The organism is Streptomyces nigrescens, from assembly GCF_027626975.1.
GTDB lineage: Bacteria > Actinomycetota > Actinomycetes > Streptomycetales > Streptomycetaceae > Streptomyces > Streptomyces nigrescens.
This window is the reverse complement of record NZ_CP114203.1, coordinates 5,771,908-5,795,724: the sequence shown is the minus strand read 5'-3', so window position 1 is coordinate 5,795,724 and position 23,817 is coordinate 5,771,908. Positions and strand designations below refer to the sequence as shown.

Genomic DNA, 23,817 nt, shown 5'->3' with positions numbered 1-23,817 from the left:
TGCGGGCCGGCCGTCAAAGATCACTCGGTCCCGGCGAGCGCCAGGTAAACGGCGGCGAAATCCACGATGGCGAGTAGCTCAGCGGCCTTCTCCAGATCGCTGCCGGTGTCGGCCTCCAGCTCGCTGAGGGCGGTGTCGCGCTCCTCGGCGAGCGCCTGGGCGGCGCGGGTGGCGGACAGCGGGCCCGGCTCCTCCTCGCGCAGCAGCACGACCCTGGCGTGCAGCGCGGCGGGCTGCTCGACCCGGTCGCGGAAGAAGTCGTCCGGGTCGGCGCCGGCGGCCAGGGCGCCGGCCAGCAGGGTGCGGTGGGTGGCAAGCGCCTCGGGCAGCTCGGCGGCGAGCGCGGGGCGGCCGGCCAGCCCGGCCAGCTCGGTGGCGAAGTGCCGGCCGACGGCGCCGGCGATGGTGCCTTCGGTCCAGATCAGCGGGAGCGCGTCGGCGAGGTCGGCGGCCAGTGTCTTGCCGGGGTTGGTGTACGTCGGGATGGCCGGGCCGCAGCGTTCGGCGAGCTGGTCGAGGCGGTCGGCGAGCTTGCCCAGGGCCTCCGGCGGGGCGCTGAGCAGGCCGATCCGGTCGGCGAGCGAGAGCAGCGGGATGAGCACCGACCAGAGGGTGCCGGGGGCGGCGGGCGGGGCGCCCTCGACGTCGAATTCGGCGTCGTAGGGGGTGGTCGCCAGCGGGACGGCGAGGCCGCGGGCCTGGGTGACGGCGTCGGCGAGCGGGCCGCCGGCCGGGGTGACGGCGACGACGGCGCAGCCGCGGCGGGAGGCCTGCTCGACCAGCTCGGCGAGGCCGGGGTCGGCGGCGTCCGGGCCGGGGAGCAGCAGCAGGTCCAGGGGGCCGGCCCAGCCGGGAAGTGCCCAGCGCAGGGCGCCGGGCAGTGGGGCGACGCCGGTGGGCTGGAGGTGGGTGACGGGGCAGCTGCCGCCGCCGAGCGCCCTGAGGAGGTCGGCCACTCCGGCCGCGGCGGGGCCGGGGCCGGCGACGAGTACGGCGCGCGGCCGCCCGTCAGGGGTCAGCTCGGGGATGCCGGACTCGGCGGCGCTGCGGGCCGCGGTACGGACCCGGGCGCCGGATTCGGCGACGCCGCGCAGCAGGCCGAAGCGGTCGGCTCCGGCCAGCGCGTCAGGGGTGTCGAGGAGTGACTCGTCGAGCATGGTGGGCGCGGCCTCCGAATCGCCGGGACGGGCGGGGGTGTGCCGGGCGGTGCCGGGCGGACCCGGCGGAGCCCGGTCAGGCGGGGCGGCGAGCCTCGTCGACGAGGAGTACGGGGATGCCGTCCCGGACGGGGTAGGCGAGGCCGCAGTCGCCGGAGGTGCAGAGCAGCTCGGGGTCGGAAGCGGGACCCGAGGAGTCTCCGGTCCGGTCCTGGAGCGGGGCATGGCACGCCGGGCAGGCAAGGATCTGGATCAAGCTGGCTTCGACCGGCATGGAGGCTGCTCCTTCGGGGCGGTTGCGGCTTGGCCAGCGTACCGCCGGACGGGGTGCGGGGGCTTGCTCGGCGGGGTTTCGGGGTGGTGCACGGGGGTGCCGGGCGGCAGGGATGCCGCTGCCGCCCGCCCCTCGGCGACGTGCTCCGGTTTCCCACACGGTGCTGGCGCGGCGGGGTGCCGGGACTCAGCCGCGGATGATCGCCAGGGCCTCGTCGCGGACCCGGTCGGCGGTGGCGGTGTCGCGGGCCTCGACGTTGAGCCGGAGCAGCGGCTCGGTGTTGGAGGCGCGGACGTTGAACCACCAGTTGTCGGCGGTGACGGTCAGTCCGTCCAGCTCGTCGAGGGTGACGCCGTCGCGGCTCTCGTAGGCGGCCTTGATCGCGGCGAGCCGGCCGGTCTGGTCGTCGACGGTGCTGTTGATCTCGCCGGAGGCCGCGTACCGGTCGTACTGCGCGACCAGCTGGGAGAGCGGGCCCTGCTGACCGCCGAGGGCCGCCAGGACGTGCATCGCGGCGAGCATGCCGGTGTCGGCGTTCCAGAAGTCGCGGAAGTAGTAGTGCGCGGAGTGCTCGCCGCCGAAGATGGCGCCGGTGGTGGCCATCTCCTCCTTGATGAAGGAGTGCCCGACGCGGGTGCGGACGGGGTTGCCGCCGTTCTCCCTGACGACCTCCGGCACCGACCAGGAGGTGATCAGGTTGTGGATGACGGTGCCGCCGGGGTGCTTGGCCAGTTCGCGGGCGGCGACCAGTGCGGTGATCGCGGACGGGGAGACCGGGTCGCCGTTCTCGTCGACGACGAAGCAGCGGTCGGCGTCGCCGTCGAAGGCGAGGCCGAGGTCCGCGCCGGTCTCGCGTACCCGTGCCTGGAGGTCGACGATGTTCTTGGGATCCAGCGGGTTGGCCTCGTGGTTCGGGAACGAGCCGTCCAACTCGAAGTACATCGCGTCCAGTTCGAGCGGCAGTCCCTCGAAGACGGTCGGGACGGTGTGGCCGCCCATGCCGTTGCCCGCGTCCACCACGACCTTCAGCGGGCGGATGCCGCTGAGGTCCACCAGGCCGCGCAGGTGGGCGGCGTAGTCGCCCAGGACGTCGCGCCGCGTGACGGTGCCGGGTTCGGCGACCGGTTCGGGGGCGCCCTCGTCCGACCACCGCTCGACCAGCGCGCGGATGTCGGCGAGGCCGGTGTCCTGGCCGACCGGGGCGGCGCCGGCCCGGCACATCTTGATGCCGTTGTACTGGGCCGGGTTGTGCGAGGCGGTGAACATGGCGCCGGGCAGGCCCAGGGAGCCGCTGGCGAAGTACAGCTCGTCGGTCGAGCAGAGACCGATCTCCGTGACGTCCGCGCCGCGGGCCGCCGCGCCGCGCGCGAAGGCGCCGGACAGGCCGGGCGAGGAGGGCCGCATGTCGTGTCCGATCACGATCGCGTCCGCGGCGGTGACCTCGGCGAAGGCCGCCCCGAACAACTCGGCCAGGGGTTCGTCCCACTGGGTGGGGACCACGCCGCGTACGTCATACGCCTTCACGATCTGCGACAGATCAGTCACAGCCAGCCCTCCTGGAGAGTCTCTATGTAACTCCCAACCTACCGGGCGGCCCTGTGCGGTGGCCGGGTATCCCCGCGCGGGGGCACCGTGGCTCCGATACGGCGGGCGGGTGCGGTGACGGGCGGCCGGGAGTCGGCCCGCGCCGTTCAGGAATCGGGTGAGCGCAGTACCCGGAGATGGCCGCGGCGGGCGACCTCCATGGGGTGGGTGTCGCGGTCGCCGGGGGTGTGCGTGCCGCCGGCGGCGCGTTCCTGGGGGCGGGCCGCCTCGCGTACGGCGTTCGCCAGGGCTTCGAGGTCGTCGCCGCTGGGGCGGGGCGGGCCGGAGTCGAGGGCGAGGCGGACGACCTCCCAGCCGCGGGGCGCGGTCAGCCGCTCGGAGTGCTCGGCGCACAGGTCGTAGCAGTGCGGTTCGGCGTAGGTGGCGAGCGGTCCGAGCACGGCGGTCGAATCCGCATAGACGTACGTCAGCGTTGCGACGGCGGGGCGGCCGCACGCAGTGCGCGAACAGCGACGTACAGGGCTCACGACGTTGGACGGTACCGCACTCTTGAGCGGGCCGCGACGACTCTCCCCCGGCTCACCCAACCGTGTCGTCCCGCTTCGTCCGATGCGTCTGACCTGCACCCGCTCGACCTGACCTGGACCGGCCGGGCCGGGACGGACCGCGTGCGGCGCGGAATCCCGTCACGACTCGATGCATTTCCTGCCATTCCGTCGTCGATCTGCGATCTCATACAGGGATGCAAACGAACACAACGCGGACAGGTACGGTCAGCCGGCGACATGCCACGTCTTGTCGCGCTCCCCGGTGTCCGGGGGTCCCTGACGGCTACGCTCGATGCTGATGGACAGGCCTGTACCTCCCCGACCGCCGGAGCCGCGGCTCCGCCGCCGCGACCGCCACGGCCGCGGCATGCGCGGCCCGATCGCGCCGCCGCAGGTGCCGCTGTCGGTGACCCGCGCCGAGGCTTTCGTGGATCTTGTGTATGACTCCCGGGACCGGCTGGAGCGGCGCTGGCCGCAGCTCTCCCAGGTCGACTTCCTGGTTCTGGAGGTGCCCGGTTTTGGCCCGGACGACGGGCCGGACGCGACCGAGGACGCGGAGACCGTGCCGCTGGGGCGGATGCTGCCGGCCGCGGGGGGATATCGCGACCGGATCGTGATCTACCGGCGGCCGGTGGAGATCCGTACCAAGGGCCGCGACGAGCGGGCGATGCTGGTCCACGAGGTGGTCGTCGAGCAGGTCGCCGAACTCCTGGGGCTGGCCCCGGAGTCGGTGGACCCGCGCTACGGCCAGGAGTGAGGCCGCCGCGCGGGTCCGTGCGCGGGTCCGCGGTCAGTTCGTGAGGACCGACAGATCCTGCCCCGCGGTCGGGACGAGGACCGAACCGCGGTCGTCGGGCAGCGGCTGGACGGTGAACGCGGGCAGCCCTCCCTGGGGGCGGGCGAGCATGCGGGCCGCGTAGACGGGACCGCTGCCGGGCTCCGGCTCCACCGTCAGGGCGTAGGTCCCCTTCAGGCCCGACGGGCGGGGCGGCTCGGCGTCGAGGCTGGTGCCGCCCTTGACCGTGTACGTCTTGGTGACCGGGGTGCCGCCGCCGCTGCCGGCCGACGCGGTGACCTTCACCTTGGCGTCCTTGCCCTTCTCGGGCGCGACCAGCGAGAGGGTGCTGCCCCGGTCGCGGTTGTCGGCGGCGGTGGCGCGCTTCTCGACCGGCCGGGTCGCGGGGATGAACGCCATCTCCTGCTTGGCGCCCTTGCCGCGGGTGACCCGCAGCGCGGCCGTGACCGGGGCCTTGGAGTCCTTGTCGGAGGGCGTGAGCACCAGCGAGCCGGCCTCGCCCTTGGTGAGGTCCTTGAGATCCACGGCGGTGGTCATCCCGCTCTTGAGGTGCAGGGTCTCCAGCCCGGCGGGCGTGATCAGCCCGGTCGGGGTGGCCAGTTGGACCTTCAGATCGGCGTCGGACTCACCGGGGGCGAGGGCGACCAGCCGCACCGAGGTGGCGTCCTTCGGGATGCCGGGCAGCACCACGCTGGACGACGGATCGGCCGCGGGCGGCAGCCAGTCGCTGCCGAGCTTGCCGTCGCTCGCCTGGACGGCGGCGCCGACCCGGCCCTCGCGCGCGACGACATGCAGCGAGGCGTTGGTGGTCGGGCTGCTGGTCAGGGTGGAGAGCAGCACCGGGACCGTGGCGTGCGGCGGTACGGAGATGTCCTCGCCCGCCGAACCCGCCAACGACCCGTCCTTGCCGCGGAGTTCGAGATCGACGACGGCCGGGGTCGCGTCGGGGTTGGTGAGGTGGACATAGTCCTGGCGGTCCGTGGCGGTGCTGACACCGGGGAACCAGAACGTGGTGTCGGGGGTGGTGCAGCTCAGCCCGAGAAGGCCGCGGCCCGCACCGGCGGCGACGGAGGTGGTCTGCTGCACGGTCCAGCCGGGCGCGAGCGTGCCGTCGGCGGCGCCCACGAGGGCGGGGGCGTCGGGGCTGTCGGTGGTCGCGGTGACCGGCTTGCCGGCCTCCTGGAGGGGCACGACGGGCTTGGTGTCGCGGGGGGCGACGGTCTGCCCGGCGGCGGAGTCCGCAGCGCCCTTGTCCTTGCCCTTCTTGCCCTTGCCGCCGGCACCGCCGCCGGCGTCCCGCACGGTCCCGGCGGGCCGCAGCTCGGCGGTGCCCTTCTTGCCGTCCGCGCCGGCCGCGGCGCCCTTGGGGGCGAAGGCGGTGTAGGCGGTCTCGCCGACCTCGGAGGAGGTCGGGGCCGGGCAGAGCAGCGCGGAGCGCTGGACGGGCAGCCGGCTGCTGCCGCGGGGGGCGTCCGGGTCGCCGGTGTCCGGGGCGGCCACGGCGGCGACGCCGGTGACCGCGGCCAGCGCGACGGCCACGCCGATCAGGGACATCATGGTGCGCTTCACTGCTGGTCGCTCCCGTCACGGCGCGGCTCGGGGTAGGAGCCGGAGTACCCCGGGTACTCGGTGCCGTCGTCGTAGGGCTGCTGGTGCTGCGGCCCGCCGTCGCCGTACTGCTGCTGCCCGTAGCCGTACGGGTCGTAGGCGCCCGCCTGGAAGGGGTCCGCGTACGGGTCGGTGGCCTGGTAGGGATCGGCCGGCGGGTACGGCTGGCCGTACTGGCCCGCCTGGTACGGGTCGGCGGGTGCGTAGGGCTGCTGTCCGGCGGGGTGGCCCGGCGGCACGGTCCCGTCCGGGGCGGCCTGCTGGGCGGCCTGCCACTCCTCGTAGGACGGCTGTTGCGGCACCGCGGCATACGGGTCGCCCGGAGCGGTGGGGGCGCCCCCCTGGACCGCGTCCGGGGCGGGTGCCGGTGCGGACATCGGGTCGGCTGCCGGGTCGGCCGGCTGCTCGCCCCCTCGCGCCGCGGGGATACCGGACCCGGCGCCCTCGGGGGCTCCGGCCGCCTCGGCCTGGGCCCGCAGGCGGCGCGCCCGGCGGCCGTCGCCGGACACCGCGGCGGCCTGCGCGGCGGCCGCGTCCTCCGGCAGGTCGTCGTCGATCTCCCGGCGGCGGCCCGGCAGCGCCAGCACCACCAGGGTGACCGCGAGCAGGCCCTGCGCCCACAGCCAGAGGGTGTGGCCGAGGGGGTTCTCATGGGTGAGGTCGAGCGTGCCGCCCTCCGCGGGGAGCGCGAAGCCCTGGGCCCAGCCGTCGACGGTCACCGGCTTGAGCGGGGTGCCGTTGAGGGTGGCCTGCCAGCCCTCGTCGGCGGCGTCCGCGAGGCGCAGCACCCGGCCGGAGTCGCCGCCGGTCACCTTGGTGTGCGCCTCGACGGGGCCGGACGGGACGGCGACGGGTGCGGCGGCCTCGCCCGCGCTGGTGCCGTCCTTGGCCTCGCCCGGGACGATCGAGACCCGCGAGACCCGCCGGTCGACGCGCCACAGGGCGCTGCCGTCGTCCTGGCTGAGCCGGGTCAGGCCCGGGGTCGCGTCCAGCACCCGGCCCATTTCGCGCGGTGCCCCGTCCCTGACCAGGACGTAGCGGACCGCATAGCCGCCGAGCTGGTTGGTCTGGTCGGCGCCGGAGCCGGCCACGAGGTGGGCGACGATGCCGGCGAGCCGCTTGTCCTCGCCCGCCGAGGCGGCCAGGTCGGCGTCACCGAGCCGGGCGCCGGAGCCGCGGACGAGGGTGTAGTCGACATGGCCGGGCGAGCCGTCGAGGACCAGGGTGCGGGCCCGGTCGGCGGTGCCGGACTCCTCGGCGACGAACGCCGGGACCTGCTCCGGGTTGCGCCGCTCCAGCGGACCGGCCGCGCCGGTGATCATCCAGCTGGCCGCGACGTAGAGCGGGGCGAGCACGGACGCCAGCGCGATCAGCACGGCGACCGGCTGCTTCCAGCCGAAGCCGAGGGTGGCCATCCGGGTGCGGATGCCCTCGGCGCCGATCGCCGCGGCACACAGCAGCGCCAGGCCGTAGACCAGCATCGCGGGCCCGGTCCAGCCGGAGCCGTTGCCCAGCGCGGCGAGCAGCAGCCCGGCCAGCGCCACCACCCAGGCGGTGCGGATCGCGCGCTGCCGCTCGTCGCGCAGCGTCGCGCCGAGCGCGGCCAGCACGATGCCGAAGAGCAGCACCCCGCCGGCGGCCTTGGGCCCGCCGGGGCTGAGCCCGATGAGGTCGAGCACGGAGGCGGAACCGGCGCCGTAGTCGAGCCCGGCCTCCTGGAAGAAGGCGGAGGGCCGGCTCAGCAACGTCAGCGACCAGGGCGCGAGCACCACGAACGGCACCACGGCCACGACCAGGAAGCGCAGCCCGTAGGCGAGCATCTGGTCGCGGCTGCCATCCAGGAAGCGCAGCACCAGCAGACCGATGCCGAGCAGCACCGCGATCGGCCAGACGACCGGGGTGAAGGCCATGGTGAAGGTGATCAGCAGGGTGTACGCCCAGGTGGCGCGCCAGCTGGGCCGGGTGCCGGCCGGCAGCCGCAGTCCGGCGGCGGCGATCGCGGCCCGTGCCATCAGGGGCAGCAGGACGGCGAGCACCGCGGTGCCCAGCCGGCCGCCCGCCAGTGCGCCGGCGGCCGCGGGCAGGAAGGCGTACGCGATGCTCCCCCAGGCGCGCAGCAGCCGGGAGGCGACCAGCGGGCGGGAGGCGAAGTAGGCGGTGAGTCCGGCCAGCGGGACGGAGCAGACCAGCAGCAGGGTGACGGCGAAGCCGGTGCTGCCGAAGAAGATGCTCGACACCAGGGCGACGATCGCCAGGTAGGGCGGCGCGGAGGCGCTGCCGCCGACGCCGACCGCATGCCAGCTGTCGAGGTAGGCCGACCACAGGTCGGACACGCTGCCGGGCGCGGGCAGCATCGCACCGCCGGTCAGCGCGCCGGAGCCGAGCAGTCCGCGGCAGGCGACCAGTGAGACCAGCAGCAGGAGGAGGAAGAGCACCGGGGCCGGTTTGCGGGCGATCCGCTTGAGCCGGGCGAACTGCTCGATCTCCAGGAATTCGGCGTCGTCGCCGCCGGGCCCGGACTCGACCGCGCCGTGCCGGCCGGCCGAGGCCACATCCGGTGCGGCCCGCCCGGCGAGGTTGCCGGCGACCTGCTCGACGGTGGCCCGGACGGTGGCGCCGGGGGGCGGGAAGAGCGGCCGCAGCTCGCTCGCGTCGACCGCGGGCCGGCCTCTCCGTTTCCGCGCGGCGAGGATCTTGCCGGGCCGCAGCAGCGTGCCGAAGAGTCCGGCGAGTTCGTCCAGCGCCTGGCCCGGGACCTTGCCGACGAGGTAGGCGAGCACCCGCAGGAAGGTGCCGATCAGCAGCCGCAGCAGGACGTACGGAAGGGTCGCGCCGCGGGTGTTGGTGAGCAGGGTGTAGACGGCGCCGGCCTTGTCGACGCGGTGCGGGTTGGCGACCGAGCGGCCGACGCAGTCGATGGGGCGGCGTTCGCGGGCGGAGGCCTCGGCGTGCCGCAGGATGGCTTCCGGCGCGATCAGGACCTGGTGCCCGGCGGCCTGGGCGCGCCAGCACAGGTCGACGTCGTCGCGCATCAGGGGCAGCCGGCGGTCGAAGCCGCCCAACTCCTCGTAGACGTCACGGCGGATGAGCATTCCGGCGGTGGAGACGGACAGCACCGGACGGACCTGGTCGTGCTGGCCCTGGTCCTGTTCGCGGCGGTCCAGGCCGGTCCAACGGCGGCCGCTGCGGGCGATGCTGACCCCGGCTTCGAGCAGCTGCCGGCGGTCGTACCAGCTGCGCAGCTTGGCGCCGACGATGACGGTGGAGGGGCTGGCGTCGGCGACCCGCAGCAGCTCGGCGAGCGCGTCCGGCTCGGGCGCGCAGTCGTCGTGCAGCAGCCACAGCCACTGGACCGGTTCGCCGTGCGGCAACTCCGGCATCTCGTAGGCCTCGTCGCGCCAGGTGCGGGTGACCGGGTCCCAGCCGCTGGGCCGGCGCAGATACGGCAGATCGTCGGGGGTGAGCACGGGGGCCGTGCGGACGGCTTCGTCGACGGCGGTGCCGAATCCGGAGCGGCGGGCGAGGTGCAGCACCCGCTGGTCCCCGATGGCCTCGGCGAGCAGCTGGGCGGAGTTGTCCGCGCTGCCGGTGTCGGCGCCGATGACGTTCTGCACCGGGCGCTCCTGGCCGAGCAGGCCGGTGAGCGCGTCGGGCAGCCAGCGGGCACCGTCATGGGAGACGATCACGGCGGTGACGACGTGCCGCGGGAACTCTGGGGTGGCGGCTGCATGTGAGGCGGCCTGGGCCGCCGACTGGCTGTGCACGGACATCGAGGTACGGGCCCTCCGGACCCGGGAGTTCGAAGGCCCGCGGCGAAGTCGCGCTGGGCCACCGCCCCCGGAAGACACTGCGACGGACTACGAGGCGACGCGCGCATCCCGTGGGGCGGCGGCGCATCTCGGACGGTGCCCCACACTAATGGTTCGCGTCGGTGCCCCGACCGGGTCCGTACACAGCAGTCCGCCTCCGGCGAGCAGGTCGCTGGAGGCGGAGAGTTCGCTATAGGGGGATATGGGGAGTTGAGGGGGTGCGGCGGCGTGGTCCACGAGGCCGCGCGCCGTCGGTCCGGCCGGCTGCGCTGTCATCGTCAGACGGCGGCCTTCTTGAGCCGGCGGCGCTCGCGCTCGGACAGACCGCCCCAAATGCCGAAGCGCTCGTCGTTGGCGAGCGCGTACTCAAGGCATTCGGACCGGACTTCGCAGGCGAGACAGACCTTCTTGGCCTCGCGGGTGGAGCCACCCTTCTCCGGGAAGAAGGACTCGGGGTCGGTCTGGGCGCACAGTGCGCGCTCCTGCCAGCCGAGCTCCTCGTCCGCCTCCTCGACCAGCAATTCCTGGAACAGCTCGGTCATGTGCGCCCCTCGTCTGTCTTTACGTCCCCGTGATCAAGCCGTGATCGATTTCGGCTGAACGACACGAGTGAAATTACAAGTGTGGTGATCCGGGCCAGTCAAGCCGAGATCTGCTATTGAGCCTCTTATTCACTCGGCGGAACCAAGCGGATGCGGAAAGTGTTCAAATCAGTAAAAACCAGGACACTTTCCCGGGCGTGCCACTCGGCACGTCCTCTTCACTCACCAAGACGCGACCAGGCGGCGTTCACGTTGCACCCCACGCGCCGAAGCGGGGGAGATCACAGACCGATCACGGGTCCGCAACGGCGTTTGAAAGCGCGGTTGCCGGTCGATGTCTCCGTGCCCGTAGCTGCACAAACCTTTCGCCGGGCGGAGTAACCGGATGAGGTGAAAGATTTACGGCAAACCCGACATCAAGTTGACATCGCGTCGCGAACCCGGTCTCCTTGACCCCATGCCAGCGACTCCCGCGCTCCGACTGACCCGTGCCTACGGGTCGCTCTGCGCTGCGCAGTCCCGCTGTCGCTGTTCCAGCTGTTGAAGCCACTGAGCTCCAGCCTTTTCGCTCGCACCACCCCGCAGCGCCCCTGCTCCGCGTCGCCGCGCCGCGCCCCCTACAGGGAGAGCCCGCACCGCGCCGCAGCCAGTTCGCGTCACCCCAGCACTTCCGCCGAGGAACCGAAACCCCATGAACAGCGACGTCCAGATCGCCGGCGACCCGCTCGCCATCCCCCACCTGCTGCCGCCCGTTCCCGCACACCCGGCCACCGTCGCCGGCTTCGCGGGGCTGGCCCGCTCGATCGCCGCCGACCGCGCCGCCTGGGCCCCACTGGTCCGCTACGACGCCACCACCCGCTGGTACCACCGGCTGCGCACGGGCCCGGGTTACGAGGTGTGGCTGCTGAGCTGGGTGCCGGGGCAGGGCAGCGGCCGGCACGACCACGGGGCGTCCTCCGGTGTGCTGACCGTCCTGGAAGGGGAGTTGACCGAACACGCCGAGGACGGGCCGCGCACCCTCACGGCCGGCGCCCAGCGGGTGTTCGCCCCCGGCTACGTCCACGAAGTCGTCAACGACGCCCTGACGCCGGCCGTCAGCCTGCACGTGTACTTCCCCGGACTGACCAATATGCCGATGCACCCCAGCCAGGCCACGGACTCCGGGACCGTCACCACCCCTCCCGGGATACCGGCCCCCTGACACCACCCCGTTCCGCCCTGCCATGCCCACCCGTCGCCCGGCCACCGCCCCTCATCGACTCAGCCTTCGGCTGACACACTGTCTTCATGCGAATCGTGGTTCTGGCCGGCGGTATCGGCGGCGCCCGCTTTCTGCGGGGACTGAAGGCAGCGGCTCCGGACGCGGACATCACCGTCATCGGGAACACCGGCGACGACATCCATCTGTTCGGGCTCAAGGTGTGCCCCGACCTCGACACCGTGATGTACACGCTCGGCGGTGGCATCAACGAGGAGCAGGGCTGGGGCCGCGCCGACGAAACCTTCCGGGTGAAGGACGAGTTGGCCGCCTACGGCGTCGGCCCCGAGTGGTTCGGGCTCGGTGACCGGGACTTCGCCACCCACATCGTGCGGACCCAGATGCTGAGCGCCGGATATCCGCTCAGCGCCGTCACCGAAGCGCTGTGCGCGCGCTGGAAGCCCGGAGTGCGGCTGCTGCCGATGTCCGACGACCGGGTCGAGACCCATGTGGCCGTCGACGAAGAGGGCGAGCGCAAGGCGGTCCACTTCCAGGAGTACTGGGTGCGGCTGCGCGCCTCGGTGCCCGCACATGCCGTGGTGCCGGTCGGCGCCGACCAGGCCAAGCCCGCGCCGGGCGTGCTGGAGGCCATCGCGGCGGCGGACGTGGTGCTGTTCCCGCCGTCCAATCCGGTGGTCAGTATCGGGACGATCCTGGCGGTGCCCGGCATCCGGGAGGCCATCGCGGACGCCGGGGTGCCGGTGATCGGACTCTCGCCGATCGTCGGCGACGCCCCCGTCCGCGGAATGGCCGACAAGGTGCTGGCGGCCGTGGGGGTGGAGGCGACCGCCGCGGCCGTCGCCCGCCACTACGGGTCCGGACTGCTGGACGGCTGGCTGGTCGACTCCGTCGACGCCGGTGCGGTCGACGAGGTCGAGGCGGCCGGTATCCGCTGCCGGGCCGTACCGCTGATGATGACGGATCTGGACGCCACGACCGCGATGGTCCGTGAGGCGCTGGAGCTGGCCGCGGAGGTCCGGGCGTGAAGGACGCCTCCGAGGTGCCCGCTTACCGGGTGTGGGCGCTACCCGGAATGCCCGAGGTGCAGCCCGGCGACGACCTCGTCAAGCTGATCGCGGCGGCCGCGACCGCCGAGGGGATGCCCCAACTCGCCGACGGTGACGTGCTGTTGGTGACCTCGAAGATCGTCAGCAAGGCCGAGGGCCGGGTGGTCGAGGCCGCCGACCGCGAGGCGGCGATCGACCAGGAAACCGTGCGGGTGGTGGCGCGCCGCGGCACCCTGCGGATCGTGCAGAACCGGCAGGGGCTGGTGATGGCCGCGGCCGGTGTCGACGCCTCCAACACCCCTGCGGGGACCGTGCTGTTGCTGCCGGAGGATCCGGACGCCTCGGCGCGTGCCCTGCGCGCGGGCCTGCGTACCGCGCTCGGCGTCGACGTCGGCGTCGTCATCAGCGACACCTTCGGCCGGCCGTGGCGCAACGGGCTCACCGATGTCGCCATCGGCGCGGCCGGGGTGCGGGTGCTGGACGATCTGCGCGGCGGCACGGACGCGTACGGCAATCCGCTCAGCGCGACGGTGGTGGCCACCGCCGATGAACTGGCCGCCGCGGGCGACCTGGTGAAGGGCAAGGCCGACGGGCTGCCGGTCGCGGTGGTGCGGGGTCTTGCCCATGTCGTCGGGGAGACCGGCGAGGCGGACGGGGCGCGCGCCATGGTGCGCAGCCCCGAGGACGACATGTTCCGGCTGGGCACCTCGGAGGCCGTACGGGAAGCGGTCACGGCACGGCGTACGGTCCGCGCCTTCACCGGCGAACCGGTCGATCCCGGGGCGGTCCGGCGCGCGGTGGCGGCGGCGGTCACGGCCCCGGCGCCGCACCACACCACGCCCTGGCGGTTCGTGCTCCTGGAGTCGCCTCAGGCGCGGGTGCGGCTCCTGGACGCGATGCGGGACGCCTGGGTCGCGGATCTGCGCCGGGACGGCAAGTCGGAGGAGTCCATCGCCAAGCGCATACGGCGCGGCGATGTGCTGCGTGCCGCGCCGTATCTGGCGGTGCCGTGCATGGTGACGGACGGCTCGCACCCCTACCCCGACGCGCGGCGCAGCACGGCGGAGCGCGAGATGTTCCTCGTGGCCCACGGCGCGGGGATCCAGAACTTCCTGGTCGCGCTGGCGGGCGAAGGCCTCGGCTCCGCCTGGGTGTCGTCGACGATGTTCTGCCGGGACGTGGTCCGGGACGTGCTGGAGCTGCCGGAGGACTGGGAGCCGATGGGGGCGGTGGCCCTCGGACGTCCGGCGGCGGCACCGGCCGCGCGCCCGGCACGGAACGCCGAGGACTTCGTCGTGGTGCGCTGACCGGGACGACGACGCCGTCGTGGTGCGCCGGCCCGCGCCAGCGCCGGTCACAGCCGGGCTATGTCCCCTACGGGGAAGCGCGGGGCGCGGCGCGGCGGGACGCGGCCGGACAGCAGGATCAGGCGGGCGGCGCGGTGCCGCTGGCCCTCGTAGGGCGCGAGGAGTTCGAGCATCTCCTCGTCCGTGGTGCCGCGGCGGCCGGTGAGGGCATAGCCGATGATCTTCGGCAGATGCAGATCGCCGACCGTGATCGCGTCCGGGGCGCCGAGGGTGCGCTGCAGCGTCTCCGCGGCGGTCCAGGGGCCGATGCCGGGCAGCGCCATGAGGCGCCGGGTGGCGTCCGCGAGGTCCATCCGCGAGGCCTCCTCCATCCGGCGGGCGGCCCGCACGGCGCGCAGGATCGCGGAGGAGCGCTTGGCGTCGACGCCCGCGCGGTGCCACTCCCAGGAGGGGATCAGCGCCCAGCCGCGCGGCTCCGGCATCACCCGCATCCGCGCCCAGGGTCCGGGGGCGGGCTCGCCGTGCCGCTGCAGCAGCAGCCGCCAGGCGCGGTAGGCCTCGTCGCTGGTGACCTTCTGCTCCAGGATCGAGGGGATCAGCGACTCCAGGACCAGGCCGGTGCGCGCGAGCCGGACGCCGGGGTGGCGGCGGCGGGCCTCATGGACGATGCGGTGCCGGGCGGTCAGCTGCGCCGGGTCGTCGGACTCCCCCAGCAGCTCGGGCAGGCGCTCCAGCAGCCAGTCGGCACCCGGCCCCCAGGCCTCGGCCTCGACCTGGCCGGCGGCGGGACGGGCCGCGATACGGAGCGTGCCGGGTCCCTCGGGCGTACGGCACGCGCGCCACAGTTCGCCGTCACGCACCGCGAACGCGGGGTCGCCGGGGCCGCGCTGCAGCACACCCAGCGTGCGGTGCAGGTCGAACGGGCCGGGCGGCTCCCAGGTGCGGGCGGGCATGCGGCCAGGTTAGGCGATGGGGTGACAGCGGGGCGGGCCGTGGGTGGGGGGGCAGCTGGGTGGGCCGTAGGGGGTGGGCGAACACATCCCGTAGGGGTGGCGAGCGCCCCCTCGGGGCCACAACGTGGTGCTGCAGGGCGGCATTCCCGTGGTGCGCCGCTCCTATGAAGTGCGCCGCTCCGCCGGTGCGCCACGGGAGCGGGCGCCAAAGGAGCGGGGCATCACAGGAGCGGGGCACCAAAGGAGCGGCGGGGCGCTGTCCGCTACTGGTCGGACGAGAAGCGCACCGAGCCGGCGGGGATGTCGGCGTCGCACCAGATGCGGATGCCGCCGCGCAGCTCGTTGTCGGCGCCGATCCGCGCGCCGTCGCCGATGACCGCACCGTCCAGGACCGTACGGGCCCCGATGTGCGCCCCGGCGCCGATCAGCGCGTCACGGATCCGGGCGCCCGGCTCGACGACCGCGCCTTCGAGGACGGCGCTGCCGTCGATCTCGGCGCCGGCGCCGATCACGGTGCGCGCGCCGACGACGGTGCCGCCGGTGAGCTTGGCGTCGGCGGCGACCTCGGCGGTCTCCAGGACCAGGCGGTCCCCGCAGCGGCCGGGCACCGCCGGGGACGGGGCGCGGCCGAGGACCAGGTCGGCGGAGCCGCGGACGAAGGCCTGCGGGGTGCCGAGGTCGAGCCAGTAGGTGGAGTCGACCATGCCCTGGAGGTGGGCGCCGTCGGCGAGCAGGCCGGGGAAGGTCTCGCGTTCGACGGAGACCGGGCGGCCGGCGGGGATGGTGTCGATGACCGACCGGTTGAAGACATAGGCACCGGCGTTGATCTGGTCGGTGACGATCTCCTCGGGGGTCTGCGGCTTCTCCAGGAAGGCGGTGACCCGGCCGGTGTCGTCGGTGGGCACCAGGCCGAAGGCGCGCGGGTCCTCGACCCGGGTCAGGTGCAGGGAGACATCGGCGCCGGAGGTGCGGTGGGTGCCGACGAGGGCGGCGATGTCCAGGCCGGTGAGGATGTCACCGTTGAAGATCAGTACCGGGTCGTCGGGCGCGGAGTGCAGCCGCGAGGCGACATTGCGGATGGCGCCGCCGGTGCCCAGCGGCTCCTCCTCGGTGACGTACTCCAGGTGCAGGCCGAGCGCCGATCCGTCGCCGAAATACGGCTCGAAGACCTCGGCGAGGTACGAGGTGGCGAGAACGATGTGCTCGACGCCGGCGGCCCGGGCGCGGGCCAGCTGGTGGGTGAGGAACGGCACACCCGCCGCCGGGACCATGGGCTTGGGCGTGTGCACCGTCAGCGGGCGCAGCCGGGTGCCCTTGCCGCCGACCAGGAGGATCGCTTCAGTCACCTTGTCGTCTCTGCTTCCTGCTGGGGTCGGCCGATCGGCCGACCAGTGTAGGCAGACGGGGCCCCGGGCGCCCTCGGTGGTGGGGCGCCCCCGTGCCGTTCCGGCCACGGAAGGAGCGCGGGCCCTGGGGGGGCGGACGTCGTGGCGGCTAAGACGTGCCGGCGGCAGGAACGGTTGAGTGGTTCCTGCACCCCGCAGCCTGCACCGTGACGGACCCACACACCCGGAAGGTGCCGTCGCCCGGCCGGCAGCGGATCAGCGGCCCTGCAGGGCGGCCGCGGCGGTGCGGGTGCCGGCGAGCTTGTCGTAGAGGTGGACGCCGGGGCAGTCGGTGGTGAAGCCGTCCCGGTGGCCGGAAATGACGTGCAGCGGGACCTTGGTGCCCTTGGGGAAGCGGTTTCCGCCGCCGGACAGCAGCTGGGTGGTGGCGCGCGGATCGACGCTGTAGAGGCCCAGCTTCCACGCCGTCAGACGGGCGATGGCGTCGACGGCGGGCTGCGGCGGCTCGTCGTCGGTGAAGGTGCCGAGGACGGCGATTCCGGTGCTGTCGGAGTTGAACCCGAGGGTGTGGGCGCCCATGACGGCCTTGGCGACGCCGCCCGCGCGGCCCTCATAGACCGTTCCGCACTTGTCGATGAGGAAGTTGTAGCCGATGTCCCGCCAGTGGTTGCTCTTGACGTGGAAGCGGTACATGGCGCGGATCAGCGAAGGGGCCTCGGCGCAGTCGTAGTTGTTGCCCGAGCCGCTGTGGTGGACGAAGGCGGCGCGGACGGTACGGGTATAGGTGAAGGCCTTCTCGCGCAGCTTCTCGTCGGCGCCCCAGCCGGCCCGGGTGACGATCCGCGGGCGCGGTCCGACGTAGGAGTGGGCGGGCGGCGCCCCGTCCTCGGCGGGGAGGTCGGCCTTGGAGGCGGCCTGGTCGAGGGCCGGGATCTCGGTGGCGCCGAGCGGGGCGAGCCCGGCGTTGGCGGCGGAGGCCTCGGTGGCCTCGGGGGTGAGCGGGGCCGGGGGGTCGGCGTGTGCGCGGCGGACGGCCCGTGGTGCCCTGCCGGGGTCGACGAGTTCCAGCCGGAGTCCGCCCGGGAGGGCGGCCCGTGCGCGGTGGCGGGATTCGGGGGTGATGCGCAGTTGGACGGCGTCGGAGTCGCCGACCCACAGCGGCGCGGTGCTGCCGCGTACCTCGCTGTCGCGCCGCTCGGCGGAACCGAGGTCGGGCGCGTCGTCGTTGTGAACCTGGACGTCCTGCCAGCCGGACCAGTCGCCGCTGCCGGTGGCGCGGGTGCGGACCTGGACCCGGCCGCCCAGCTCGGCGGCGGCGTCGTCCCAGACGACCCCGAGGAGGGAGAACGGCCGTACGGTGCGGGCCGGCAGGCCGAGTGACTGGGGAGCGGGCTCCGGGGTGGCGTCACGGGCGTCGGAGTGCGGGGCGGGTGCGCCGAGCGCCGCCACCGGCAGGGACTGGGTGCTGCCGGGCAGCTCACCGGAGGGTGCGGGCCGCGGCGCGGCGGCGGGGGCGGCGCTCGCACCGGCCGTCGGGTCGAGGGGCAGGGCGAGGGCGGCGGTGCACACGGCGCCGAGACAGATCGCGAGGAAGGGGCGCATGGACAAAATCCTGGACATGGGCGGAGCGAACGCGCCAACGGTGGTCTGACGGGGCATCGGCCGATCCGGTGGCGCGGGCCCGCCGGGCCCGACCCGTCGTCAGCCGCCGCCGCGCGTACCCTGGCCGCGATGAACGCCACCGATCGCACCCCCGCCGACCTGCTGAGTTCCGCGCTCGCCGCGGACCCGGCCCGCCCGCTGGTGACCTTCTACGACGACGCCACCGGCGAACGCGTGGAACTGTCCGTCGCGACCTTCGCCAATTGGGTGGCCAAGACCGCCAACTACCTCCAGGGCGATCTGGCCGCCGAACCCGGCGACCGGCTCGCGCTGCTGCTGCCCGCGCACTGGCAGACCGCCGTCTGGCTGCTGGCCTGCGCGTCCGTGGGCGTGGTGGCGGAGGTGGACGGCGATCCGGCCGCCGCCGATCTCGTCGTCGCCGGGCCCGACCGGCTCGACGCGGGGCTCGCCTGCTCCGGGGAGCGGGTGGCGCTGGCGCTGCGCCCGCTGGGCGGCCGCTTCCCGCAGCCGCCGGCGGGCTTCGCGGACTATGCCGTCGAGGTGCCGGGCCAGGGTGACCGGTTCGCGCCGTTCGCACCGGTGGACCCGGGTGCCGCGGCGCTGGTCGTCGGCGGCGAGGAGCTGACCGGGGCGGGCATCGTGGCCCGTGCGCTGGCCGACGCGGGCGCGGCCGGGCTGCCGGAGGTCCCCCGGGTGCTGTCGGGGCTGGGGTACGACACCTGGCAGGGCCTGTCGTACGGGCTGTACGCACCGCTGGTGACCGGCGGCTCCGTGGTGCTGTGCCGCCACCTGGACCGGCTGGGCGCCGAGGCCGCGACCGACCGTGAGCACAGCGAGAAGATCACGTTCCGGGCGCCGCTGCCGCACTGAGAAACGGCGCTCCCCCGTCCGGCGGACCGGACGCCCCCAGGGCGGGCCGGTACGTCCTTTTCGGTCCAGGATCTTGAGTACGTACAACCATGCGCGGGTTTTGTCCGTCTCTTGTTCCGTCCGGGCCCTGCGCGCGGGCGCGACGCCGACTCCGTGAGGGATGGACGCACAGGTGACCGAGAGCCCCGAGCCCCGCAGGTTCGCCGGCTGGGCCGCGCGCCCGGCCGGGGGGCCGGGAGCGGGCGGCCCGGGGCCGGGGGGCACTCCCCCGCACCGCCGGCACCTGCGTCGCTTGGCCGCCGTCGGGATCACCGGTGTCGTGCTGGCCGGGGCCGGTACCGGCTGGGCGGTGTACGCCAAGCTCAACAGCAATATCCGCACCGACAGCGCCACCGAGCGGGAGCTGCGGAAGTGGGAGTCCGAGCGGCCGCCGGCGGGCCCGCCGAACGCCGCGAACGTGCTGCTGATCGGCTCCGACAGCCGTAACGGCGGCAACGGCAGATACGGCCACAGCCGCGGCCAGCGCTCGGACACCACGATGCTGCTGCACCTCGCGGCGGACCGGAAGAGCGCCACCGCGGTGAGCATCCCGCGCGATCTGATGGTCGAGGTGCCGCACTGCAAGCGTCCGGACGGCACGGAGACCGCACCGCGGGCGGCCCAGTTCAACGGGGCGTTCGCGGCGGGCGGCCCGGCCTGCACGATCCGGACGGTCGAGAAGATGACGGGGATCCGCGTCGACCACTACTTGATCATCGACTTCGTCGGCTTCACGAAGATGGTGGACGCGGTGGACGGCGTCGAGGTCTGTCTGCCCCGGCCGGTGCACGATCCCGAGGCGCATCTCGCGCTGCCCGCCGGCCGGCAGACCCTGCACGGTGAGGAAGCGCTCGGTTACGTACGGGCACGAAAGAGTCTGGGAAACGGCAGCGATACCCAGCGCATGGAGAGGCAACAGCGATTTCTTGGCGCACTCGTGAAGAAAGTGCAGAGCAATGGTGTCCTGCTCAATCCGACCCGGCTGTATCCGGTGCTGGATGCCGCGACGAGTTCACTGACCACGGACACCGCGCTGGCTTCCCTGAAGGGCCTGTACGAATTGGTGCGCAGCGCCCGCCGCATTCCCACCGACCGGATCCAGTTCATGACCGTGCCGCGACGGGAGTACCGCTTGGACCCCAATCGCGATGAGCTGGTGCAGCCGGACGCCGCACGGCTCTTCGGGCAGCTGCACAGGGATCTTCCGGTGACCGTGACGCCCCCGCGCGACGACGGGGAGGAACGGGTCCGCACCGGAAACGGATCTTCGGACGACCGGCCGGGCGAACCGCCCGCGCCCTCGCCGAGTTCGGGCCCGACCTTTCCCGGGACGACGGCGGAACACGGGATCTGCGAATAAAGATGCCGCAAAACAAGCCGACGACTCGAATGGATTGGGCGGATTGCCCAGTTGTAGGTAAGTGGAATTTGTCACGAGCGTCGCGGGGCGCTGAACTGGGCGGATAGTGTGAGCGATCCGGTCGCACGACCAAGCTGACCGATGACCTACCAATGCACGATCGACCGACCGAGCGCCTTGAGGGGATGGCGCCGCGTGGCACCGACGGAGGACTCAAGGCACCGTGGACGCGCAAGGCCGTGGGCGGGCGGGCGACAACAATGTCGATCCCGCCGATCAGTGGGTGTTCGATCCGGACACCGGCAACTACGAACTGCGGCTTGACCCTGCCGGTCAAGCCGCCGCTCGGCCCTCCGACCGCAATGCGGCCGGCAGACGCGCCGCCCGGAAGCGGGACGCCGGTGTCGGCGACACCGACACCCGTCCGCTGCCGACCCAGCGCGGCCGGCAGGGCGAGGGCACTGCGGACGGGGACGACGAGCGCCCCGCCGGCGGGCGGGCGGCGCGCCGTGCGGCCGCCAACCGCACGGCGACCGCGACGGCGGCGGAGGCGGGCCCGGCGAGCCGCCGTAAGCGCAAGCCGAAGAAGTCGGGGAAGAAGCGGGCGCTGCACTGGACCGCCGGTGCGGTGGGCTTCGTGCTCGTCGCCGGCTGCGGCGCCGGGTACTTCATCTACCAGCAGCTGGACGGCAACATCTCCAAGGTCGATGTCGGCGTGGAGAACGACGCCGTGTCCGACGGCCCGGTGAACCTGCTGATCATCGGGACCGACTCCCGCTCCGGCAAGGGCAACGGGGGCTATGGCGACGCCGGCAGCGTGGGGCACGCGGACACCACGATCCTGATGCACATCTCCAAGGACCGGACGAACGCGACGGCGATGAGCATCCCGCGCGACATGATCGCCGACGTCCCCAGCTGCCCGACGAAGCAGAAGGACGGCTCGACGAAGAACATCCCCGGTGAGCAGGGGGTGCGCTTCAACACGAGCCTGGGCCAGGAGGGCCGGGACCCCGGCTGCACCTGGCGCACCGTCGAGAAGATGACCGGGCTGAAGATCAACCACTTCATGATGGCCGACTTCAACGCGGTCAAGGAGCTGTCCAACGCGGTGGACGGTGTCGAGGTGTGCGCGGCCAAGGACATCAACGACCCCAAGTCGCACCTGAAGTTGAAGGCCGGCCGGCACGTCGTCAAGGGCGAGCAGGCGCTGGCGTTCGTCCGTACCCGGCACACCGTCGGCTTCGGCAGTGACCTGAGCCGTATCGAGCTGCAGCAGCAGTTCCTCAGCTCGCTGATCCGCAAGCTGAAGTCCAGCGCCTTCAGCAGCCCCGGCAAGCTCTACGACGTCAGCCAGGCGGCGACCAAGGCGCTCACCGTCGACACCGGTATCGGCACCGCGAGCAAGCTGCTGGACTTCGGCACCGACCTCAAGAAGGTCGACATCGACAAGGTCACCTTCGCCACCGTGCCGGTGCTGGACAACCCCGACGACCCGGCGACCGTCATCCTCGACAAGGCGAAGGCGGATCCGCTGTTCGCGATGGTGCGGGCGGACCACACCCTGGCCAATGGCAAGAAGGGCAAGGGCAAGAAGTCCGCGCCGGTCAAGAAGGCGCCGCCCGAGCGCGTACGGGTCGATGTCTCCAACGGCGGCGGGCCGATCGGCTCGGCCCAGGAGACCGTGGACTGGCTGCAGAACAGCAAGGGCGCCAAGCTCTCCACCAACGCCGGCAACGCGCCGTCGAAGCTGGCCGCCACCCGCCTCGAATACGGACCCAACCAGGCCGACCAGGCCGCCGCGCTCGCCGACTGGATGGGCCTGCCCAAGAGCGCGCTGAAGAAGTCCTCGCAGAACGCGGGCGACCGCGAGCCGATGAAGCTCGTCCTCGGCAAGGACTTCAAGGCACCGGGTTCACCGATCGAGGCGCCGACCGAAACCCCGGACGGGGTGCAGAACGTCAATGCAGATGACAAGAACATCTGCGCAAAGTGAATTGAGCGGGATCCGGCCGCCCCGCCGAGGCGCCGAGCGCACCACCGGACTGACAACGGGGAGAGGGCCGAATGGGGCAGAGCAGTGTGCGGGGTGACCGGTCGCGTCGGAGACGCCGGCCGGAAGCTGAGGAGCCGGTCCGGGACGACGGCGTCTACGAGGACAAGGGGCTGCCTCCGGACGCGCCCGGCTGGACGCCTCCCGAAGGCGGCGCCGTGGCCTCCGCGGACGGGGACGGGAACGTGCCCGCCGAGGGCGGCGGGCACCGCAAAGGGGGGCGGCCGCCCCGCAAGGGCCGCAAGGTGCTGCGCTGGACCGCCCTCACCCTCGCCGTCCTGATAGTGGGCGGCGCGGGTGCCGGGTACTGGTACTACGAGCACCTCAATGCCAACCTCCGCAAGGCGCCGAGGTCCCTGGGCGGGGGCGGTCTGCAGAAGCCGGACCCCAACGCCTTCGGGCAGAGCCCGCTGAACATCCTGCTGCTGGGCTCCGACGGCCGGAACAGCGCCAAGAACATCGAGCTCGGCGGCGCCCGGCAGGACGCGGACCGCAAGCCGCTCGCCGATGTGCAGATGCTGCTGCACGTCTCGGCGGACCGCAGCAACATGTCGGTGATCTCCATCCCGCGGGACACCCGGGTGACCATCCCCGAGTGCACCGACCCGAAGACCCGCAAGGTCTATCCGCAGACCTCGGGGGCCATCAACCAGTCGCTCCAGCACGGCGGTCCGGGCTGTACGCTCGCCACCTGGCAGGAGCTGACCGGCATCTACATCGACCACTTCATGATGGTCGACTTCGCCGGTGTGGTGGACATGGCGGACGCCATCGGCGGCGTCCCGGTCTGTGTCGACAACAACGTCTACTCGCACGACCGCAAGGGCCACGGCAGCGGGCTGAAGCTCACCAAGGGCACCCACTCCGTCAAGGGCGTCCAGGCCCTGCAGTGGCTGCGCACCCGCTACGGCTTCGAGGACAACACCGACATCGGCCGGGCCAAGGCCCAGCACATGTACATGAACTCGATGGTCCGTCAGCTGAAGAAGGACGCCAAGCTCACCAACCCCGGGGAGCTGCGCGATCTGGCGGAGGCCGCGACCAACGCGCTGACCGTCGACGACGGCCTGGACACCGTCAAGAAGCTCTACGACCTGGGCGGCGATCTCAGCCGGGTGCCGACCAAGCGCATCACGATGGTCACCATGCCCTGGCAGTACAGCGCCGACGAGTCGTACGTCATGCCCAAGCCCGGCGACGCGGAGGAGACCTTCGCGCTGCTGCGCAACGACACCGCGCTGGACGGCAAGGACAAGAAGAAGAAGGCCACGCCGGCCCCCAAGCCGTCAACGCCCAAGGACCAGCTGAAAGTTGTGGTGCAGAACGGCACCAACAGCACGGTCAACGGCCCGGTTTCCGGCCGCGCGTCGGTCATCCAGCAGCAGCTGTCCGGCCTGGGCTACACCGCGGCCGGCACCGACTCCGCGCTCACCACACAGGCCGACACCACGATCACTTACCGGGACAAGGGCCAGAGGGGCGACGCCCTGGCACTGGCGAAGGCGCTCGGCCTCCCCAAGGAAGCGGTACGGGAGTCGAGTTCGGCCACCGGGATGCGGCTGGTGGTCGGCAACGACTGGCGCACCGGCTCGGCGTACCCGAAGAAGCCGGGCGACGAGAAGGGCGCGGACAAGGCCCCGGACAGCGCGGACGCGCTCAACGGTGAGGACACCAAGGCCTGCATGAAGGTGAATCCGGATTACACCTTCTAGGTTTTCCCCG

Annotated in this window: 18 protein-coding genes; 8 read left to right on the top strand and 10 right to left on the bottom strand. The window is 73.0% G+C overall.

The annotated features are described in order from the left end of the window. Positions 1 to 20: 20 nt before the first annotated feature. The 4 genes from STRNI_RS25920 to STRNI_RS25905 all read right to left on the bottom strand — a co-directional run bounded on the left by STRNI_RS25920 (position 21) and on the right by STRNI_RS25905 (position 3,563). Positions 21 to 1,157 (bottom strand): SIS domain-containing protein, encoded by a 1,137-nt coding sequence (locus STRNI_RS25920; RefSeq protein ID WP_093646198.1) that lies wholly within the window; start codon positions 1,155 to 1,157, stop codon positions 21 to 23. 76 nt (positions 1,158 to 1,233) lie between these two features. Beyond that, positions 1,234 to 1,431: a Trm112 family protein gene (locus STRNI_RS25915; protein WP_018087067.1), complete on the bottom strand. Its 198-nt coding sequence runs from the start codon at positions 1,429 to 1,431 to the stop codon at positions 1,234 to 1,236. Positions 1,432 to 1,617: 186 nt separating this feature from the next. Then, a complete protein-coding gene (locus STRNI_RS25910) occupies positions 1,618 to 2,976 on the bottom strand; it encodes a phosphomannomutase/phosphoglucomutase (RefSeq protein ID WP_018087068.1) in 1,359 nt (452 codons plus the stop codon). Between the two features lie 146 nt (positions 2,977 to 3,122). Next, positions 3,123 to 3,563: a DUF3499 domain-containing protein gene (locus STRNI_RS25905; RefSeq protein WP_159488086.1), complete on the bottom strand. Its 441-nt coding sequence runs from the start codon at positions 3,561 to 3,563 to the stop codon at positions 3,123 to 3,125. Between the two features lie 259 nt (positions 3,564 to 3,822). Here STRNI_RS25905 and STRNI_RS25900 point away from each other — a divergent pair, with 259 nt between their 5' ends. Beyond that, positions 3,823 to 4,281: a metallopeptidase family protein gene (locus tag STRNI_RS25900; RefSeq protein ID WP_174857644.1), complete on the top strand. Its 459-nt coding sequence runs from the start codon at positions 3,823 to 3,825 to the stop codon at positions 4,279 to 4,281. A 33-nt stretch (positions 4,282 to 4,314) separates the two neighbouring features. Here STRNI_RS25900 and STRNI_RS25895 read toward each other — a convergent pair whose 3' ends face one another. From STRNI_RS25895 to STRNI_RS25885, 3 genes are all read right to left on the bottom strand, one after another. After that, complete coding sequence (locus STRNI_RS25895) at positions 4,315 to 5,889, bottom strand: DUF5719 family protein (protein WP_277412104.1); 1,575 nt, start codon at positions 5,887 to 5,889, stop codon at positions 4,315 to 4,317. Further along, on the bottom strand, positions 5,886 to 9,698 hold the full coding sequence (locus tag STRNI_RS25890; RefSeq protein WP_277412103.1) for a glycosyltransferase: 3,813 nt from the start codon (positions 9,696 to 9,698) through the stop codon (positions 5,886 to 5,888). Before STRNI_RS25890 ends, STRNI_RS25895 begins: the two co-directional genes overlap by 4 nt. Before the next feature lie 317 nt (positions 9,699 to 10,015). After that, positions 10,016 to 10,279, bottom strand: a complete 264-nt coding sequence (locus STRNI_RS25885) for a WhiB family transcriptional regulator (RefSeq protein ID WP_003983763.1) — start codon at positions 10,277 to 10,279, stop codon at positions 10,016 to 10,018. Positions 10,280 to 10,970: 691 nt separating this feature from the next. Between STRNI_RS25885 and STRNI_RS25880 the strand changes: the two genes are divergently transcribed. The 3 genes from STRNI_RS25880 to STRNI_RS25870 all read left to right on the top strand — a co-directional run bounded on the left by STRNI_RS25880 (position 10,971) and on the right by STRNI_RS25870 (position 13,851). Then, positions 10,971 to 11,480, top strand: coding sequence for a cysteine dioxygenase (locus tag STRNI_RS25880; RefSeq protein ID WP_093646192.1), 510 nt, complete (start codon positions 10,971 to 10,973; stop codon positions 11,478 to 11,480). An 86-nt stretch (positions 11,481 to 11,566) separates the two neighbouring features. Further along, positions 11,567 to 12,523, top strand: a complete 957-nt coding sequence (gene cofD / locus STRNI_RS25875; protein ID WP_109890160.1) for a 2-phospho-L-lactate transferase — start codon at positions 11,567 to 11,569, stop codon at positions 12,521 to 12,523. After that, positions 12,520 to 13,851, top strand: a complete 1,332-nt coding sequence (locus STRNI_RS25870) for a coenzyme F420-0:L-glutamate ligase (RefSeq protein WP_277412102.1) — start codon at positions 12,520 to 12,522, stop codon at positions 13,849 to 13,851. Before cofD ends, STRNI_RS25870 begins: the two co-directional genes overlap by 4 nt. A 47-nt stretch (positions 13,852 to 13,898) precedes the next feature. On the opposite strand, the gene STRNI_RS25865 is transcribed toward STRNI_RS25870, so the two are convergent. From STRNI_RS25865 to STRNI_RS25855, 3 genes are all read right to left on the bottom strand, one after another. Next, the gene (locus STRNI_RS25865) at positions 13,899 to 14,804 is read right to left on the bottom strand and encodes a DNA-3-methyladenine glycosylase family protein (RefSeq protein WP_159488082.1); all 906 of its coding nucleotides are present in this window, start codon (positions 14,802 to 14,804) and stop codon (positions 13,899 to 13,901) included. A 263-nt stretch (positions 14,805 to 15,067) separates the two neighbouring features. After that, the gene (gene manB / locus STRNI_RS25860) at positions 15,068 to 16,150 is read right to left on the bottom strand and encodes a mannose-1-phosphate guanylyltransferase (protein ID WP_148592914.1); all 1,083 of its coding nucleotides are present in this window, start codon (positions 16,148 to 16,150) and stop codon (positions 15,068 to 15,070) included. Positions 16,151 to 16,405: 255 nt separating this feature from the next. Beyond that, entirely contained in the window at positions 16,406 to 17,770 is a 1,365-nt protein-coding gene (locus tag STRNI_RS25855; RefSeq protein WP_229838353.1) for a peptidoglycan recognition protein family protein, read from the bottom strand. Between the two features lie 111 nt (positions 17,771 to 17,881). On the opposite strand from STRNI_RS25855, the gene STRNI_RS25850 reads away from it, so the two are divergent. The 4 genes from STRNI_RS25850 (at position 17,882) to STRNI_RS25835 (ending at position 23,807) form a co-directional block, all read left to right on the top strand. Beyond that, a complete protein-coding gene (locus STRNI_RS25850) occupies positions 17,882 to 18,643 on the top strand; it encodes a TIGR03089 family protein (protein ID WP_277412101.1) in 762 nt (253 codons plus the stop codon). Positions 18,644 to 18,803: 160 nt separating this feature from the next. Next, positions 18,804 to 20,042 (top strand): LCP family protein, encoded by a 1,239-nt coding sequence (locus tag STRNI_RS25845; RefSeq protein WP_381845377.1) that lies wholly within the window; start codon positions 18,804 to 18,806, stop codon positions 20,040 to 20,042. A gap of 223 nt (positions 20,043 to 20,265) precedes the next feature. Next, positions 20,266 to 22,038 (top strand): LCP family protein, encoded by a 1,773-nt coding sequence (locus tag STRNI_RS25840; protein ID WP_266447498.1) that lies wholly within the window; start codon positions 20,266 to 20,268, stop codon positions 22,036 to 22,038. Between the two features lie 71 nt (positions 22,039 to 22,109). Further along, positions 22,110 to 23,807, top strand: a complete 1,698-nt coding sequence (locus tag STRNI_RS25835) for an LCP family protein (RefSeq protein ID WP_018087082.1) — start codon at positions 22,110 to 22,112, stop codon at positions 23,805 to 23,807. The last annotated feature ends 10 nt before the right edge of the window (positions 23,808 to 23,817 follow it).